This is a genomic window from Clostridium beijerinckii, assembly GCA_003129525.1.
Classification (GTDB): Bacteria; Bacillota; Clostridia; order Clostridiales; family Clostridiaceae; genus Clostridium; species Clostridium beijerinckii_D.
The window spans coordinates 275,001-293,677 of record CP029329.1 but is presented as its reverse complement, the minus strand read 5'-3'; the positions used below and the strand labels follow the sequence as shown (position 1 = coordinate 293,677).

Genomic DNA, 18,677 nt, shown 5'->3' with positions numbered 1-18,677 from the left:
TGTAAAGAGGAGGCATAAAATGTTCAGAGTGATAAAGGCATTAAATCATAATGGGGTACTGGCTATAGATATGGATACGAATAAGGAACATATATTGCTTGGAAAAGGTATAGGTTTTGGGAAAAAGGTGAATGAACGTATGGAAGCACCGGAGGATACCCATATATATCTATTGCAACAAGAAACAGAAAGAGGTTCAACTAAAGAGATAATAAATAATATTGAACCAAAGTTTTTAGAAATTGCCAGTGCTATCATTACGGAAGCACAAAAAAAATTTAAAGAAGTAGATGAGAACATTTTATGCCCTCTTGCAGATCATATTGCATTTGCAGTTAAAAGAATAAAAAATAATGAACATATAAGCAATCCTTTAACACCAGACATTAGAGCTTTATTCTCAGAAGAATATGAAGTAGCATGCAAGGGAAAAGACATCATAAAAGAAGCAGTAGATGTTGAGATAAATGAAGATGAGATTGGTTATATAGCACTTCATATTCATTCAAGCCTGGGAAATGAAAAAATATCGCAGGCAATGGAAATGGCAATGCTTGTCAGAAGTTGTATTACATCTATTGAAAAGAACATTGGAAAGACAATAGATATTGAATCTTTATCCTATAATCGTCTTATGAGTCATATTAAATATATGACAGCAAGAACATTAAAGGGTGAAGTATTAAAGCTTGATATGAATGATTATATTAAGGAACGGTTTAAAAAGTCATTTAAAATTGCTGAAGATATCTGCAAAAAATTAGGCAGTGAATTAAACAAAGAAATTAAAGAAGTAGAAATTGGATATCTTGCAATACATATTGAAAGAGTATTTTCAGATGAATTAAAGGAATAAAAAATAAAAATATACCCTCGAAAATCAAAAAAAGTTGATTTCGAGGGTTATTTTATTGAGTTAATAATTCTAATATTTCTATTGTATATTTTTCTCCTGGAGCATTAACTTCAACTATATCTCCAATTCTTTTGCCTAATAATGCTTTTCCTAAATCTGATTCTATACTTATAAGCATATTTTCAGGGTCTAAATCCATAGTAGTTACTAATGTTACAATAGCTTCATATTCATCATCTATAAATTTAATTCTAGCTTTACTATTAAGACCTAATATTGATTTATCAACATTCTTATCATCTATTACAGTTGCTGTTGAAATCATAGTTAACAAATATTGGATTCTATTATCATTTTCTCTATAGTTTGCACAGGCTTCTTTATATTCCGCATTTTCTGACCTATCGCCATGTGCAGCAGCTACTAATTTTTCTTTTGCTATTTCAGCTCTTTTTACTGTCATCCTATATTCTAATTCATCTCTTAAACTTTTAATATTTTCTTCTGTTAGTTTATTATTCATAAAAAACTAAACCTCCCTGGAAATATATAATATATATATTATATATTATATATAAAAAAATAAAAGGGAAAGTACCTTTTATTTTTTTGAACCCACCGATAACTTGGTGATAAAATTTACTAAAGGTTTGGTAGTAGAAACTGTTAGCATTATAATTGCTGGTAGTGAACTTTTATATTCATTAAGACTTCGTGAAAAGTTCTCGGCAGATAATACACTCTATTTAATATAGTGAAGAATATTTAGAACTGTAATAAAAAAAGGTATTAAAAATAGAAAATGAGCAATAATAGTAAATGTATTCGTATTCATAATGTTATTTCTACATTTTTCATCAATATAATAAGGATTACAATATTGCTTTCTAAGGCATTATTAATATACAATGATTTCTATATGATAATATAGGGGGATAATGAATAAATGCTTACAAAATTTTTAGATGTTTTATTAGGAGAACCGTTAGCTAATGAACAAGGTAGTCACGAAAAGTACAATATTCCTTTTGGACTGGCAATTATGGCTAGTGATGCAATATCATCTGTGGCGTATGCTGCTCAGGAAATTCTTTTTGTTTTAATCGTTCTAGGCACGCTGGCTTATCAATGGTTAACATGGACTTCATTTATGATTATAGGATTATTAATTATATTAACAATTTCATATATTCAAATTATTAGAGCATACCCTCAAGGAGGAGGAGCTTATAAGGTTGCAAAAGAAAATATAGGTACTAAGGCAGGACTCGCAGCTGGTGCAGGACTAATAATTAGTTACATACTTACAGTTGCAGTTAGTGCTAGTGCAGGGGCAGATGCTATTATTTCTGCATTTAGCGGATTAGTAGAATATAAAGTTGTATTTGTTTTAGTTATAATTGTAGTTTTAACTATTTTAAATTTAAGAGGTATAAGTGAATCTTCAAAAATTTTTGCCATACCTACGTATATTTTTATTTTTAGTATGATTTTCATGATTCTTTATGGTTTGTTTAAGTATTTTGTACTAAATATTCATCCAGAGCCTATGTATTCTATTCCTACAAAGGCTACAGAAGGTTTATCAATATTTCTTATTTTAAGAGCCTTTTCTTCTGGTTGTTCTGCATTAACTGGTGTAGAGGCAGTAAGTAATTCAGTTCCTAATTTTCAGGAACCGAGCCAAAAAAATGCAAAGACAGTTATGATATTATTAGCAGCTTTAATATTTTTCATATTTGGGGGTACTTCAGTACTTGCAATATTTTATACGGCTGTGCCAATTGTAAATGGGCCTACTGTTATTTCACAAATAGCTTTTGGTGTTTTCAATAATGGAATAATGTATTATATTATACAATTTAGTACAGCATTAATTTTGCTTATGGCATGTAATACATCATACACAGGTTTTCCAATGCTTATGTATATAGAAGGAAAGGATGGTTTTGTTCCTAGACAATTTACTATTAGAGGCAAAAGGCTTAGCTTTTCTTTTGGAATTATTGCTTTATCATTTATAGCTTGTCTTCTAGTTATTATATTCAAAGCAGATACTCATAGATTGATTCCATTATATGCAGTAGGAGTATTTATATCATTTACTTTAGGTCAATTTGGTATGGTAAACCATTGGAGAAAAGAACGAAGTACAGGTTGGGTAAAACGTGCTATTATTAATGGATTCGGTGCTTTGGTTACTTTATTAACAACAGTAATAATTTTAGCAGAGAAATTTAGTGAGGGTGCATTTATAGTTGTAATTCTAATTATAATTATAATTGCAGTACAGTTAAAAATTAAAACTCACTATAATAAAGTTGCTTGTGGATTAAGTATTAGTCAACTAAATTTAAAGAGTGTAGATTTAAAAATAAAGTACACTCATATTGTAATAGTTCCAATTGCCAGCTTAAACAAGGCAACTATAGGTGCACTTCAGTATGCTCAAAGTATAAGTGGAAATGTTATTGCGCTTAATATTTCAACAGATATGGAAGCAATGGAAAGGCTAAAACAGAGATGGAGTGAACTGGATACGGATATACTACTTGTTGCAAAATACTCTCCATTTAGAGCTGTAGTTACTCCTCTTTTAAAGAATATAGAACTAATTGCAAATGCAAAAGCTAAAGATGAAAAAATAACAGTAATTGTACCTCAATTTGTTACTTATGGACATTGGAGTAAGGCTTTACATAACCATACAAGTTTCTTTATTAGGGAAACCTTATTGAAGAACAATAATATAATAGTATCTACTTTTCCTTATCATTTAGTAGATGAAGATGTTTCTAAATTAGACCATTGATGAAGTACTTCGAATACAAACAGAAGGCCGTCAAAAACATAAAGAGGCTGAAGTAGGATTAAAAAATATTGAAGAACAATTTTAAAATAGATTTTTACAGATGAGTAAATAAATATACACAACATGAATTTAGTAAGATGAGCTTTATATTAGGCTCATCTTTTAAAGTTGTAAGCAATGAAAAAGGGAGATTTATATGAAAAATTCACAAGTGTTAAAAAAAGATTTAGATAGAATTGATGGAAAAACATATAGATTATATAAGGATTTAGAGGGAGAATATGATTTTGATAACTATACTCTTAGCATAGATTATGTTCAAGGCGATCCTTTTGCATCACCATCAAGGATTAGAATAATAGTAAATCAAAACGTGGCTAAGTTCCCAAAGGAACTTTTTGATAATAAAAACAAAAACATTGCAGTGGCAGATTATTTAACAAGAGAATTTTATTCTAATATAAATAGGTGTAATGAAAGAGTTTTTGGATCTGGGAAGAGTGGATTAATAGCTATAAGTAAATGCTCACAAGAGATATTAAAGAGAACTTCAATAATAATAGATGAGAATAAAATAGAAGTAAGACTTTATGTTGGATTTCCAGCAAGAGGACGAAGCGTATTATCAAAAGAACTAGAGAAGATTTTATATAATGTTATACCTAATATTGTAGAGAAAACTTTAATATATAAAAATATTGATAGTGAAAAATTAATAAGTAGAGTAAAACTTGTAGAAGACCAAGAACATATAAGGATGGAATTACATAATAGAGGGCTAATTGCATTTGTAGCTAATGGATCAATGTTACCTAGAGAAAGTGGCATATCCACAAAAGCATTAAAAGATGGTAAAGTTTTTGTTTCACCAAAGGAATTGGAAGTAGAATTTAATACTCAAAGCAAAGGAATAATTAAAGGCATGGGTATTAAAAAAGGAATAACTCTAATAGTAGGTGGAGGATATCATGGTAAATCTACGTTATTAAAAGCTTTAGAACTTGGAGTTTATAACCACGTTGAAGGTGATGGTAGAGAATTTGTTATAACAGATGGATCAGCTTTAAAGGTGAGGGCGGAAGATAGTAGATGTATAACTAAAACGGATATATCTTTATTTATAAGTAATTTACCTAATGGAAAAGATACTAAAGAATTCTGCAGCGAAAATGCAAGTGGAAGTACATCGCAGGCTGCTAATATAATAGAAGGAATTGAAAGTAATTCTAAGGTAATTTTAATAGACGAAGATACTTCAGCTACTAATTTCATGATGAGAGACGACTTAATGCAAAAATTAGTATCTAAAGAAAAGGAGCCAATCACACCATTTATTGAAATAGTAAGACCTTTATATGATCAAAAAGATATTTCAACAATAATAGTAGTAGGAAGCTGTGGAGATTTTTTTGATGTAGCAGATTGTGTAATACAAATGGATAATTATGAGACTAAAGACGTCACAAAAGAAGCTAAAGAATTAAGCAAAGGTCATATTATAAAAAGAATTAATGATAAAAATTTAAAAATAAATATTGCATTTAATAGAGTAGTTAAAGCTGGAACTATTAGGGCTGGAGAAAAGGGTATTAAAATAAAAACAATAGGTTTAGATACAATAAATATAAACAAAGAAGATATAAATTTAAGATCTGTGGAGCAAATTGTAGATAATGAACAATTAAATTCTATAGGATCAATTATGAAATGGGCAGAAGATAATATTATGAATAAAGGGCTAAGTTTCGAAGATATGGTGGATAATATAATTTGTGAAATAGAGAAAAATGGTCTAATATCAATGGAAAGAATAAAAGGTGGAAGTGGAAGTCTAGCTATGCCAAGGAAGCAAGAAATAATGGCATCATATAATAGATATAGAAATCTAAAAATATACACCAATAAAAAAAGTGCGAAGCACAACCAAGAACATTTCACCTATAAAAAAGGCACGAAGTGCAACTAAGAACTTTTCACTTATTAAAAGAGTACGAAGCACAATTAAGAACATTTCACATATAAAAAAAGCGCTAAGCACAACCAAGAACTTTAACACCGATTAAATATAAACAAATTATATAATATATAATAATAAAGGGATAAAGAATGTTATCGATAATGTAAATAGAGAGTTAATTTTAATTATAGAATAGCTAGTTGTTTTAACTGAAAAATAAAGTTTAAGTAAGGGGTAGATAGTATGAATAATAATATATTATTGGAATCAGGAACTGGAGAAGTAGAAGTAATTGAGTTTATTGTCGATGGTAATCATTATGCAATTAATGTAGTAAAAGTTAAAGAAGTAATTCAAATGCCTAAAAATGGGTTGACAAAATTACCTGATCCTAAGCCAGAAATAGCCGGACTTATACTGTGTAGAGATGAAATCATTACTTTAGTTGATTTGAAATACATTATAACTAAGAAAATAACTAGAAATGTTGAAGATAAAATTATAATCTGTGAATTTAATAAAATTAAGGTTTCTTTTAATATTGATGATGTAGTAGGAGTTCATCGAATTAAATGGAGTGAAATAAGAAAACCTGACGATTTATCAGAAAATTCACTAGCTGTTGGTAATATACTTTTAGATGGTAAGGTACTAATTATGCTTGATTTTGAAAAAATAGTTACAGATATTTGCCCTAGTTCTGGAATAAGTGAGGACAGACTTGTAAAAGTAGAATATAAAGATAGGTCAGCTATAAAATTAGTTTTAGCTGATGATTCTGCTTTAATTAGAAGACTTTTAAAAGATACTCTGACAAAGGCTGGTTTCAAAGATTTAAGAATCTTTGATGATGGTAAACAGGCATTAGATTTTTTTAAGGGATTAGCAGAAGAAAAAGGCGAGGATTTTAATAAGTATGCACAAATACTTATTACGGATATAGAAATGCCTCAAATGGATGGACTTACACTTACAAGAAAAATAAAAGAAGATTTAGTTTTAAACAAATTACCTGTAGTAATATTTTCATCACTAATTACAGAAGAGTTAAGACATAAGGGAGAATCTGTAAAAGCTGATGCTCAATTAAGTAAGCCTGAAATAAACGAACTAGTTGATACTATAGACAAGCTATTAAATATATAGAACAAAGCTAATAATAAAAGAATATATCAAGGGTATAGTAAGAAATTCTATGCCCTTTTAGTCAAATTTATAATATAAAACACGACATGGTAACATTAATATTAGATTCCATCATATGTAATTTTAAGCAATAGCATTTTCAAGAAAAGGGGATCTTAGAAGAGCTAGACACCATAAAAAATTATAATAAGGTTTAAGATAAACAGAAATAGCAATTGATTTTTAACTGGTAAATATTGTATAATATAAAGGCGCAAAATGGAAGTCATGGTTTTATATAATTGAAATGATTTTCCATTTAAACATATGGATTATACAAGGGGGAATATATAATAACTAATATTTGAGTCATAGAGGAATGGGTATAAAATAATTTCTTAATAGTATTTAATAAGAATTAAATACTATTAACTTTAATTAGGGGGGGTCTAATGAAAGGAGAAAAAAATAGGTCGAATAAAATTATGAGAGGTATTATTATTTCGACTTTTACCGCACTTGTTATGTCTGCTGTTTTTTTTATTAATACTATGAGTGTTTCAGCTAAAACTGAGAAAGAAATAACGCCTGAGACATATACATTGACATTACAAGAAAGAGGAGGACTTAAAGAGCAAATTAATGGGCTTGATATTGGGTTAAAATATAGCTTAGGAAAGCCCAAAGTTATAACTTATGATGACAAGTTATTAAAAGAAAGCATAAGTAAGCTATCTTGTTTTGACAATAGTAAGATAATTGAATCTCAAAATGCTAAAGTTGAATATGAAGATAATCGATATACAATCAACAAGGAAATTTATGGAAATAGAGTCAGCAAAGATGTTTTGTATGATAATGTAGTAAAGGCAATCCTTAAAGGAGAGACAATAATAAATTTGGAATCAATAAATTGTTATGAAAATCCTAAGTTTGTTACAAATTCTCCAATAGTTGTTTATGCTAATGAGGCTCTAAATAAATATATATCTTCAAACATAACTTATAATTTTGCAGGGCTTACACGAGTTCTAGATGGTTCTATAATAAAGGATTGGATTGGCGTTGATGAGAATTTTCAAGTTATAATTGATGAGGCAAAGGTAAGAAATTATGTAGATACTTTGGCAAGTGCTTATAATACATCATTGGGAACCAACATAAAAGTTAGTGGTGGTTATGATGGTAATAATCATAGTTGGATAATTGATAGCTCAGAAGAAACGAAAGCATTAATTGAGAATATAAAAAATGGACAAACTATAACAAAGAACCCACTATATGCTCAAACATCAGCATCTAGCTATTTTAGAAACGTTGGAAATACGTATGTGGAAATTGACATGACTAAACAACACATATGGTATTATAAAGATGGCTATCTTGTTGTAGAGGGAGATGTTGTTACAGGCAATGTAAGTGCCGGGCATTCAACACCGCCAGGGATTTATAAATTATATTATAAACAGAAAGATACTGTATTAAAAGGTCAGGATTACGCTGCTCCAGTAAGCTTTTGGATGCCATTCAATAGGGGAATTGGACTTCATGATGCTAGTTGGAGATCAGAGTTTGGTGGAGAAATTTATAAGACAGATGGTTCGCATGGATGTGTAAATGCACCGTACTATGTGGCCAAGGCAGTATATGATAATATTAATTCAGGAGATTATATTATTTGCTATAATTAGCTAGATTAGAAAGCGGTAGCAAAACTATTACTGAATAGAACTAAAAGTTATGTACAATTAATAAGTCTGCAAATCATCATAAATGAGGGTCTGCAGGCTTATTTTTATCAAGTGAAACTTGATTCAGGTAGGGTTTGATCCCCAACTGAATCTTAGTTGAACTTATACCCTCAGGGGGTACAATGTCTAGGGTCGTGCCACTGTTATCTCCCACTTAAAGAAGTGCGAGTGTCACAGTGGCTAGACATCAGATAAACATTTTGACAGTACATAAATATAAATGAATTCATATATAAGTATGATGATTTAATAAAGGATTATAACATTGAATGTAGAAATACACAGTATAAGAAAAATAAGGCACTAGATATTAAATACCATACATAAGGAGATGAATTTTATGTTAAAAACAATTCTTTTCGTTGATGATGAATTACAAACATTAAGATCTATTATAAAGCTTTTTATGGATACGGAATATGATGTAATTACAGCAAATAGTGGAATAGAAGCATTAGATATTCTTGAAAACAAGAAAGTAGATGTAATTGTCAGTGACATGAAAATGCCTGAAATGAATGGTTATGAATTACTTAGTCAAGTGAAAAAGAGATTTCCACATATAGTTCGAATAATTTTAAGTGGGTTAGCTGAAGAAAGAATTGTGTTTGATGCATTGCAAAAAAATATAGCAAAACTAAATATTTTAAAGCCATGGGAGAATAATGTTATTGTTGAGACTATAGAGAAAGTCTTTCAAATAGAAAATGTACTTAAGGATAATAAGAATATTCTTAAGCTTATAAATAATGCAGAAGAATTACCTACTATTAAGATGTCTTACGAGAAAATTATCGCTGTCATGGAAAATGACGAAGAAATATATAAAATAGTTGATGCAATAGAATGTGATAATTCTATTGTTGTAAAACTACTTCACATTGTGAATTCATCATATTATGCAATAAAAACAGGCTCAATCAAAAGAGCAGTAGCGTATCTTGGATTAGATAATATAAAAAACATAGTAATTGCATCAGCATTTATTGATAGCTTAACTTTTAATTTTAAGGATAATGAAAGATTAGAGAAGTTGTGGGAACATGCATTTATTTCTAATAGAATTATAAGTATAGTCTATAATCAATTTTTGAATAAGAAGATTCCAGAAGCTGAGATGAATGCTGGATTATTGGGCAATGTGGGGGTTATTTTTATGATACATTCTTTTCATGATAAATATATGGAGCTGTTAGATGAAGCTGGAATTCGGCATATCGATATAATTGATCTTGAAAATAAAACCTTTGGAACAAACCACCAAGAAATAGGTGGATACCTTCTACAATGGTGGGATATTCCTTTACCGATTGTTGAGGCATCACTTTATCGCCATAATCCTTTTAATAAAAATATTATTAATAAACAAATTGTATGTGCGGCACATATTGCGGAAAAATATGCTTGGGATATACTTGGGGAAAGTTATTATATAGGATTTGATGAAAAGGTTTTTGAAGAGTTAAAAATAGATAAGGAAAAGTTTGAAAAGAGGCTTAAGGAAACTCTAGAATTAAGTGGATTAGTTAATATATAATACAATTCAAAAAAAATGTTGAGATTTCTGGGACAAGCAATAGTTACTGAGCAATTCGTATTTTATCAATTAGATGAAATATAAATTCTTAATAAAACATATGTTTTATTAAGAGGGGAAGATTTAAATATGATGTTATAAATGCATAATATTTGGATCTTTTTTGTTATTTAAATCGATTGTATTGGAATTATTTTTTTGAATTATATAATATGATATATTATATATACTAGAGATTAAATAATATAGAGTAGAGTTATATTAAAGTTAATTAATATAAATATAACATTTTTATAAAATGTTATATTAGAAAAATAACTGATAAAGGGAGGAATTAAGTTTTTGTGGGAATTAAAATTATTAGGAATTGATTTGTATCATATTATTCATTGGTTTTTTATATATAGCTTTTTAGGTTGGGTTATGGAAACTTGTTATGTATCTATATTGGATAGAAAATTTGTAAATAGAGGATTTGTGAATGGTCCTGTTTGTACTATTTATGGAGTTGGGGCATTATCTGTTTATTTTATATTAAAACCATTTGAAAATAGTATTTTAATATTGTTCATTATGGGAATTATAGTTCCTTCTATTTTAGAATATTTTACAGGATGGTTAATGGAAGTTATATTTAAAACCACTTGGTGGGATTATAGTAATTATCGTTTTAATATTAAGGGTAGAATTTGTTTGTTTAATTCCATTATTTGGGGACTGTTAACAGTAGCTTTATTTCAAGTTATGCAACCTTTCGTTAATTTTATTGTTTCTCTTTATTCAATATCAACAGGAAAAAACCTTGCAACTATAGCTGTAGTAACTTATTTAGTGGATTATGGAACAACTAGTTATTATGCAATGAACTTAAAAGTCAAACTAAACAATATGTCAGATATAATGGATGAATTCGTATCTTATACACAGTTAAGTAGATTATACGAAACAAAAGAAGAAGTCATGGAATATTTGGAAAATAGTAAACCCGTTGAGTTCATAAATGAAGTAAAAGAAAAATTAAAGCAATCTATTCAAATAAATAAAGAAAATTATAGAGAAAAGTTTATTATATTAAACGATAAGTATGATTCTTTAAAAACTAAAAGAAATATAGTACATAATCGTCTTTTAAGAGCTTTTCCAACTTTAAAAGTAAAAGATAAAGATAAATATGTAGAAGAATTAAAGTCACATATTTTAAAAAGAAAAAAATAATATACACAAATAAAAAACTAGCTTTTCAATTGATTTGAAGAACTTATTTTTCTTGTAAGTGAATTAAAAGAGAAACGTGATTGCAAAATCCTTATTGTAGATCATGGAAGTGGAGAGAAAAATGAAATGCATTTAATGTCCCTTCTAAAAATCAATAATAACAATAGCAGTAAATTGTATCCATACAATTTACTGTTTTTGTTTTGTATGATATTTTATTTATACTAGATGGTTGGAAATTATATTTTTAAAATCATATAAGAACTAATAAAGGAAGGACGGGAAATGTACGATGAACGATAAATTTGTTTATACTCCAGGACCAACGAGTGTAAGGGAAAATGTAAGATTAGAAAGAGCAAAAGCAGCTACTAATCCAGATGTTGATATAGAATTTGTAGAATTCTATAAAAATACTTGTGAAAAAATTGGGAAAATAATAAATACTAAAAATCCTGTTTATATATTAAGTGGAGAAGGGATTTTAGGACTTGAAGCAGCGTGTGCATCTCTTACTGAACCTGGAGATAGAGTGCTTGTTTTAGATAATGGGATTTATGGGAGAGGTTTTAAAGACTTTGCTCTAATCTATGGAGGAGAAGGGGTATATTTTTCAGATGATTACAGCAAAGCTATAGATGTAAAGAAATTAAGTGAATTTTTAGAAAAGGATCATGACTTTAAGTATGCGACAATTGTTCATTGCGATACACCAACAGGGGTATTAAATGATTTATCAAAAATATGTCCAATACTAAATGAGTATGGAATTTTAACTGTTGTTGATTCTGTTTCTGGAATGGGTGGAGAGGAGATAAGAGTTGATGATTGGAAAGTTGACATAGCCTTAGGTGGATCTCAAAAAGCATTTTCAGCTCCAGCAGGGTTAACTATGGTTAGTATTAGTGAAAGAGCAAAAGCTACAATGAAAAACAGAAAAACACCAGTAATGGGATTCTATTGCAATCTTAATATTTGGGAAAATTACTACAGAGACAAGTGGTTTCCATACACAATGCCAATAAGTGATATTATGGGATTAAGTAAGGCTTGCGACAATATCTTAGAAGAAGGAATTGAGAATGTACTTAGTAGACATGAAAAAATAGCAAGAGCGACAAGAAAGTCTATAGTAGAATTTGGACTCCAGTTATTTTTAGAAGATGGATATTCTAACACGATAACTGCAGTTAAGATACCAGAGAATATAGGAGCATTAAATCTTAAGAATCATATGTTAAGCAAATATAACACTTTAATAATAACTTCATTGGAACCGTATGAAGATACTATTCTTAGAATAGGGCACATGGGAGAAAATTCTAGAATAGAAAAAATAGTTTATGCATTAAATACAATAGATAAAGGACTAAAAGATTTAGGATTTAAAAGTAATAATGAATTAGTTGGATTGTTTAATAAATATTTAGAAAATTAAATATAAAAAACTTAAAAGGTGGGGCAAAGTTATGGAATTTAACAAAGCAAGGAGTAAATTTAAAACAAAGGATATGGTGGAAACAGCATTACTAACAGCACTAGTATTTGTAGCAACTGCATTTATTAATATTAGATTACCAATAGCTGCAAGTGGTGGATTAGTTCATTTGGGAACTGCAATGTTAGTTATAGCATCTGTAGTTTTTGGGAAAGAAAAGGGTGCTATAGCAGGCGCTGTAGGAATGGCAATATTTGATTTATCATCAGGATGGGCACTTTGGGCACCATTTACTTTTGTAATAAGAGGTGTTATGGGATATATTTTAGGAGCTATTTCATATAGCAACAATAAGAATGGAGATAATAATATTATTAATATTTTTGCTGTGATCATATCAGGTATATGGATGATAGCTGGCTATTATCTTACAGAAGTGATTCTATATGGAAACTGGTTTTCACCAATAGCATCAATTCCTGGAGATATAACACAAATTGTTATGGCATTAATAATCGGGATACCTATGGCTAAAGTTCTTAAAAAATATGTTAAATATATTTAGAATGAATAATGAAAAAGGATGTTTTAAAGTAGATTAATAAGGACTACTTTAAACATCCTTTAATTTTTTTATTATAAGTAAAATAATAGTGAATAGTATTAAAATTTTCACGAAATTTTATTTCACATAAAATAGTATTGACGAAATAAATAAATCGGATTATTATAAAAATGTAATATGTTAATTGTATTAATTTAAATAAATTAATCAGGTATCTTTGGATAGTTATTTTTAGATGATTTCTATAAGGGAAGAATAATTATTTTATTATGTAAAAACATATAATGAGGTGTTTAAAAATGAATGATAACGATTTAAAGAAAAGTTGCGCTAAAGAAGCTATAAAATACATAAAAGATGGCATGGTAATAGGTCTTGGTGGAGGTAGAAGTATAGCATATTTAATAGAACATATAAAAGAAGATAAAAATCTTAATGTTAAGGTAGTTACACCTTCCACAAAAACAAGATTGCTTTGTATAGAAAACGGATTAGAAGTTCTTCACACTTGCGCTGTGGATAAAGTGAATGTGGCTTTTGATGGATGCGATCAAGTTGATGAAAATTTAAACGCATTAAAAAGTGGTGGTGGAATTCATACTAAAGAAAAACTAATTGCTAATATGGCTGAAGAATACATTCTTCTTGTAGATGAAGCTAAAGTAGAGAAGACATTAACATTTAAAGCTCCTGTTGTCCTTGAAATTTTAGAGGATTCTTTAAAGTATGTTGAAAGAAAAGTACTAGAATTAGGTGGAAAGTCAGTGATTAGGATTAGCGATATAAAAGATGGGTTTACTATAAGTGACAATGGAAACTTGTTAATGAATGTAGCTTTTAACGATGTTAAGGATATATATAAGCTTAACAACAGTTTGATAAATATTTGTGGAGTTATAGAGACATCATTGTTTACTGATGTTATTACGAAAGCAATTGTTGCTAGCGAAAAAGGAATTAGAGTAATTTCTAAAAGCTAAAATATACGTATTAACTAAAGCGCGTAGAGTGCTATAAGCGTTAGATATAATATGAAAGTTAAGTTTGGAATATTAGAAATTTAAAAATATATATGAGGTGAGAGCTATGAATAAAATAAAATGGGCAATACTTGGACCTGGAACAATTGCGGAAGATTTTGCAAAAGCTATAACTGAGGTTAATGGAAACATATATGCAGTGGGTGCAAGAAATCTTGAAAAAGCAGAAAAATTTTCAAGTAATTATAATGTTCAAAAGGTTTACGGTAATTATAATGAAATGTTAAAGGATGATGAAATTGATGTAGTATATATATCAACTCCTCATTCTAATCATTATGAGTATATAATGGAGAGTCTTAGAAACAATAAGCATGTACTTTGTGAAAAAGCTATTACTGTAAATGGTGCTCAATTAGGTGAAATAGTTAGTTTAGCAAAAGAAAAAAACTTAATAGTAGCAGAAGCTATGACCATTTATCATATGCCATTATATAAGAAGTTACGTGGTCTTGTTGATGATGGAAAGCTTGGAAAGATTAAAATGATTCAAGTGAATTTTGGAAGTCTTAAAGAATATGATGTTACTAATAGATTCTTTAGTCCTGATTTAGCAGGAGGTGCATTACTTGATATAGGTACATATGCTTTATCATTTACAAGATACTTCTTTTCTAGTCAACCAGAAGAAATTTTAACAACAGTAAAAAAATTTGAAACAGGAGTGGATGAACAATCAGGGATAATACTTAAAAATCCTGACGATGAAATGGCAGTGGTCTCTCTAACAATGAGGGCAAAACAACCAAAGAGAGGGATTGTATGTGGAGAATTAGGATATATAACTGTTGAAAATTTCCCAAGGGCAGATAAAGCTACAATTACTTATCCTGATGGACGTGTAGAAGTTATAGAAGATGGTGATACTTCAAAAGCATTAATTTATGAGGTTCAAGATATGAATAATTGTATTATGAAGAAAAATGATAATGATACTTTAGGGTTATCTATTGATGTAATGAGTATAATGGATGAAGTTAGAAATCAATGGGGATTAAAATATTCTTTTGAATAGTTATTACAAATGAACATTGATTGTCATAAGAGTATGTAAAGCAATGTTTGTTATTAAAGGAGTAATTAATAGGTGAAAGATATAGAGAAAAGTGTATTAGATAAAATTTTATGTGTCTATAAAAATTTGTATGAGGCAGAAAAGAAAATAGCTGATTATGTTATTAATAATAAAGAAAAAGTTATAGATATGACAGTTTCTGAGCTGGCAACTCAAAGTAATGTCAGTGAAGCTACCATAGTTAGATTTTGTAAGAAATGTGATTTCAAAGGGTTCCATGATTTAAAGATAAATATTGCTAAGGAAATGGTAAATTCAAGGGAGGAGAAGGTATCTAATGAGCTAGATTCTAATAATATAGTACAATCTCTACAAAATATATTAGCAAATAAAATTGAGGAATTAAAACAAACTATATCAATGATGCATGAAGAAGATATTAGAAAGATATTAGAAGCAATTAAAAATGCAAGAATTGTTCAATTTGCAGCGGTGGGAAATACAATTCCAGTAGCAATGGATGGAGCATATAAATTCAATCAATTAGGAATATCATCTGTTACAAATACCATATGGGAAACTCAACTTGCATTTGCATATACCCTAACAAACGAGGATGTAGTCATAGTAATATCTAATTCTGGATCTTCAAAAAAACTTGTTACCTTACTTGAGATCGCCAATGAAAGACAGGCTATCACAATTTCTATAACAAATCATGAAAATTCTCCAGTTGCCAATGAAAGTAAGTATCATATAAATACAGCTACAAGAGAAAAATTATTCTTAGATGAATTTAGCTTTTCAAGAGTATCTTCGATGGTTGTTATAGAAACTCTATATTTACTTTTAACAAGAGATAAAAAAGATGCATATTGTTGGATTAGTCAGCATGAACAATCGATTGCAGATGATAAAATTTAAAATAATTATATTAAAATATTTATGAAACAAAAATGAGAGGATGATAAAAATGAAAAATATAAATTTGGGGAATAGTGGAATTGAAGTTTCAGAAATTGGACTTGGATGTATGAGAATGGCGGATGCAGGGAAAAATGAGGCTGAAAAAATAATTAAAGCTTCATTAGATGAAGGAATTAATTTTTTCGAACATGCGGACATATATGGAGGCGGAAAATCAGAAGAAGTTTTTTCGGATGCAATTAATATGAATGCAACTATAAGAGAAAAGATGATTATTCAAACAAAATGTGGTATAGTTCCTGGGATAATGTTTGATTTTTCAAAAGAACATATTTTAAATTCAGTAGATGGAAGTTTAAAAAGATTAAAAACAGAGTATGTAGATACATTATTATTACATCGTCCAGATACACTTATGGACCCAGAAGAGGTTGCAGAAGCTTTTTCTGTGCTATACAAAGCTGGTAAGGTTAAAAAATTTGGTGTGAGTAATCAAAATCCAATGCAAATTGAACTTCTTAATAAATATTTAGATGATAAAATAATTATTAATCAATTGCAATTTAGTATAATGCACACTGGAATGATAGATTCAGGATTCAATGTAAATATGAAAGTAGATGCTTCTACTGATAGAGATGGAGGAATACTAGATTATTGCCGTCTTAAAGATATAACAATTCAAGCGTGGTCTCCTTATCAATATGGATTCTTTGATGGGGTATTTCTAGATAATGACAAATTCCCTGAACTAAATGATAAAATTAATGAAATTGCTGAGAAAAAAGGAGTAACCAATACTGCTATAGCAACCGCATGGATATTAAGACATCCAGCAAAAATACAAACAATAGTTGGTACAATGAACTCTAATCGTATTAAAGAAATATGTAAGGCATCAAATATAGAGTTAACAAGACAAGAATGGTATGCGATATATTTGGCAGCGGGTAATAAACTACCATAAAGTTTAGCAAATAAATAATAAGCTATCTTAAAATAGATTTGATTCTATGTTTAAGATAGCTTATTTTATTATTAATATGCATTGTTAATAAGTTTCAAAAATTAAGGCTATATTGAAAGAATTCAATTGTTTAACCTAGTATTAAAATGGCGACACAAGCGTTGAATCGTATTTACAATTATAGGATAATTAGTTACTATTTACATAGTAGTATATGTTGTACGATTATATAAATAATAGGAGTGAGAAAATATGAATACAAATATTAACAAAACCGTAGTTGATTTGGTTTATGAATTTTCAAAATTAAAAGAAGTAAAAGGAATTTTATTATCTGGATCACATGCTACAAAAACTAATGATAAAAATTCAGATTATGATATTTATATTTATATATCTAAGGTAATAGACTTAGAAAAGAGGAAAGAAATCACTGATAAGTTTTGTAATTATATTGAATTAGATAATGCTTTTTGGGAATCTGAGGATGATGGGATTTTAGCAGAAGGTAACATTGAAGTTGAAATTATATATAGAGAGTTAAATTGGATTCAGAGTTCATTAAATAGAACATTGATAGAATGTCAAGCTGACATAGGATATACAACATGTTTTTGGAGTAATTTTATAAATTCAATAGTAATGTATGATGAAAATGGTGAATTAAATAAGTTACAAGAAAAATATAGGATAAGCTATCCTAAAAAGTTAAAAGAAAATATAATAAAAAAGAATTATCCATTATTAAAGAAACAGATGCCATCATATTATAATCAAATAGAGAAAGCATTGAAAAGAGATGACTTTGTTAGTATCAACCATAGAATTGCAGCATTTATTGCAAGTTATTTTGATATTATATTTGCTATTAATGAAGTACCTCATCCGGGAGAGAAAAAACTTCTTAAAATTATAAAAGATAATAATTTAAAAATTCCAAAAGATATGCATAAAAATATTCAAACTATTTTAGCATTAACTGCAACCAACAGTGTAGATATGTTATTAGAAATTAATGGCTTGCTTAATAACTTGGATATACTGTTAAATAGTGAAGGTTTTAATATTAACTAAATAGGAGAAAAAGTATGTATGAAATAATAATATTTTAAGAAGTGTATAGTAGAACACATTCCTATGGAAATATATAATCACTTTAGTTCAAACTGTGATGGATTGTATAAGACATTAGTTGCAGATAGAGGCCCTTATAGAGAAGAAGTTTTAGGCGTATTTACAGATAATATTCTTCTAGCTTCAATTATTTACGAACATATTCACAATGATATATATACCTTTTGAAATTAAAGAAGTTATATGAAGAAAATTTGATTAATGCAGATATTAAATTGAATACAATGTTAGAAAATAGACAAAAGAGCAAATATAAATTGTAATTAAAGAAAAAATAATGAATAATAATGTTATTAATGTGTAATAATAAGATAAAGAATATATCTAATATGAAAGGC

General features: G+C 28.6%; 15 protein-coding genes. 14 read left to right on the top strand and 1 reads right to left on the bottom strand.

From position 1 onward, the window contains the following. Nucleotides 1–19 precede the first annotated feature (19 nt). On the top strand, nucleotides 20–856 hold the full coding sequence (locus tag DIC82_01235; GenBank protein ID AWK49800.1) for a transcription antiterminator BglG: 837 nt from the start codon (nucleotides 20–22) through the stop codon (nucleotides 854–856). A gap of 52 nt (nucleotides 857–908) precedes the next feature. Here the strand turns inward: DIC82_01235 and DIC82_01230 are convergent, their stop codons facing one another. Beyond that, entirely contained in the window at nucleotides 909–1,379 is a 471-nt protein-coding gene (locus DIC82_01230) for a transcription elongation factor GreA (GenBank protein ID AWK49799.1), read from the bottom strand. Nucleotides 1,380–1,802: 423 nt separating this feature from the next. Between DIC82_01230 and DIC82_01225 the strand changes: the two genes are divergently transcribed. The 13 genes from DIC82_01225 to DIC82_01165 all read left to right on the top strand — a co-directional run bounded on the left by DIC82_01225 (nucleotide 1,803) and on the right by DIC82_01165 (nucleotide 18,279). Continuing rightward, nucleotides 1,803–3,668: an amino acid permease gene (locus tag DIC82_01225; GenBank protein AWK49798.1), complete on the top strand. Its 1,866-nt coding sequence runs from the start codon at nucleotides 1,803–1,805 to the stop codon at nucleotides 3,666–3,668. Nucleotides 3,669–3,864: 196 nt separating this feature from the next. Further along, nucleotides 3,865–5,634, top strand: a complete 1,770-nt coding sequence (locus DIC82_01220) for an isopentenyl-diphosphate delta-isomerase (GenBank protein ID AWK49797.1) — start codon at nucleotides 3,865–3,867, stop codon at nucleotides 5,632–5,634. Between the two features lie 234 nt (nucleotides 5,635–5,868). Further along, nucleotides 5,869–6,771: a chemotaxis protein CheV gene (locus tag DIC82_01215; protein AWK49796.1), complete on the top strand. Its 903-nt coding sequence runs from the start codon at nucleotides 5,869–5,871 to the stop codon at nucleotides 6,769–6,771. Between the two features lie 431 nt (nucleotides 6,772–7,202). After that, entirely contained in the window at nucleotides 7,203–8,441 is a 1,239-nt protein-coding gene (locus DIC82_01210; protein ID AWK49795.1) for a hypothetical protein, read from the top strand. A gap of 400 nt (nucleotides 8,442–8,841) precedes the next feature. After that, nucleotides 8,842–10,038: a response regulator gene (locus tag DIC82_01205; GenBank protein ID AWK49794.1), complete on the top strand. Its 1,197-nt coding sequence runs from the start codon at nucleotides 8,842–8,844 to the stop codon at nucleotides 10,036–10,038. Between the two features lie 342 nt (nucleotides 10,039–10,380). After that, nucleotides 10,381–11,253: a hypothetical protein gene (locus DIC82_01200; protein AWK49793.1), complete on the top strand. Its 873-nt coding sequence runs from the start codon at nucleotides 10,381–10,383 to the stop codon at nucleotides 11,251–11,253. Nucleotides 11,254–11,545: 292 nt separating this feature from the next. Continuing rightward, on the top strand, nucleotides 11,546–12,691 hold the full coding sequence (locus DIC82_01195) for an aminotransferase (GenBank protein ID AWK49792.1): 1,146 nt from the start codon (nucleotides 11,546–11,548) through the stop codon (nucleotides 12,689–12,691). Nucleotides 12,692–12,722: 31 nt separating this feature from the next. Further along, nucleotides 12,723–13,256, top strand: coding sequence for an ECF transporter S component (locus tag DIC82_01190; GenBank protein ID AWK49791.1), 534 nt, complete (start codon nucleotides 12,723–12,725; stop codon nucleotides 13,254–13,256). Nucleotides 13,257–13,555: 299 nt separating this feature from the next. After that, nucleotides 13,556–14,236, top strand: coding sequence for a ribose 5-phosphate isomerase A (gene rpiA / locus DIC82_01185; GenBank protein AWK49790.1), 681 nt, complete (start codon nucleotides 13,556–13,558; stop codon nucleotides 14,234–14,236). Between the two features lie 106 nt (nucleotides 14,237–14,342). Next, nucleotides 14,343–15,311: an oxidoreductase gene (locus tag DIC82_01180; GenBank protein ID AWK49789.1), complete on the top strand. Its 969-nt coding sequence runs from the start codon at nucleotides 14,343–14,345 to the stop codon at nucleotides 15,309–15,311. Nucleotides 15,312–15,383: 72 nt separating this feature from the next. Further along, a complete protein-coding gene (locus tag DIC82_01175; GenBank protein ID AWK49788.1) occupies nucleotides 15,384–16,235 on the top strand; it encodes an RpiR family transcriptional regulator in 852 nt (283 codons plus the stop codon). A gap of 49 nt (nucleotides 16,236–16,284) precedes the next feature. Further along, complete coding sequence (locus tag DIC82_01170) at nucleotides 16,285–17,205, top strand: aldo/keto reductase (protein ID AWK49787.1); 921 nt, start codon at nucleotides 16,285–16,287, stop codon at nucleotides 17,203–17,205. A 252-nt stretch (nucleotides 17,206–17,457) separates the two neighbouring features. Beyond that, entirely contained in the window at nucleotides 17,458–18,279 is an 822-nt protein-coding gene (locus DIC82_01165) for a DUF4037 domain-containing protein (GenBank protein ID AWK49786.1), read from the top strand. Nucleotides 18,280–18,677 lie beyond the last annotated feature (398 nt).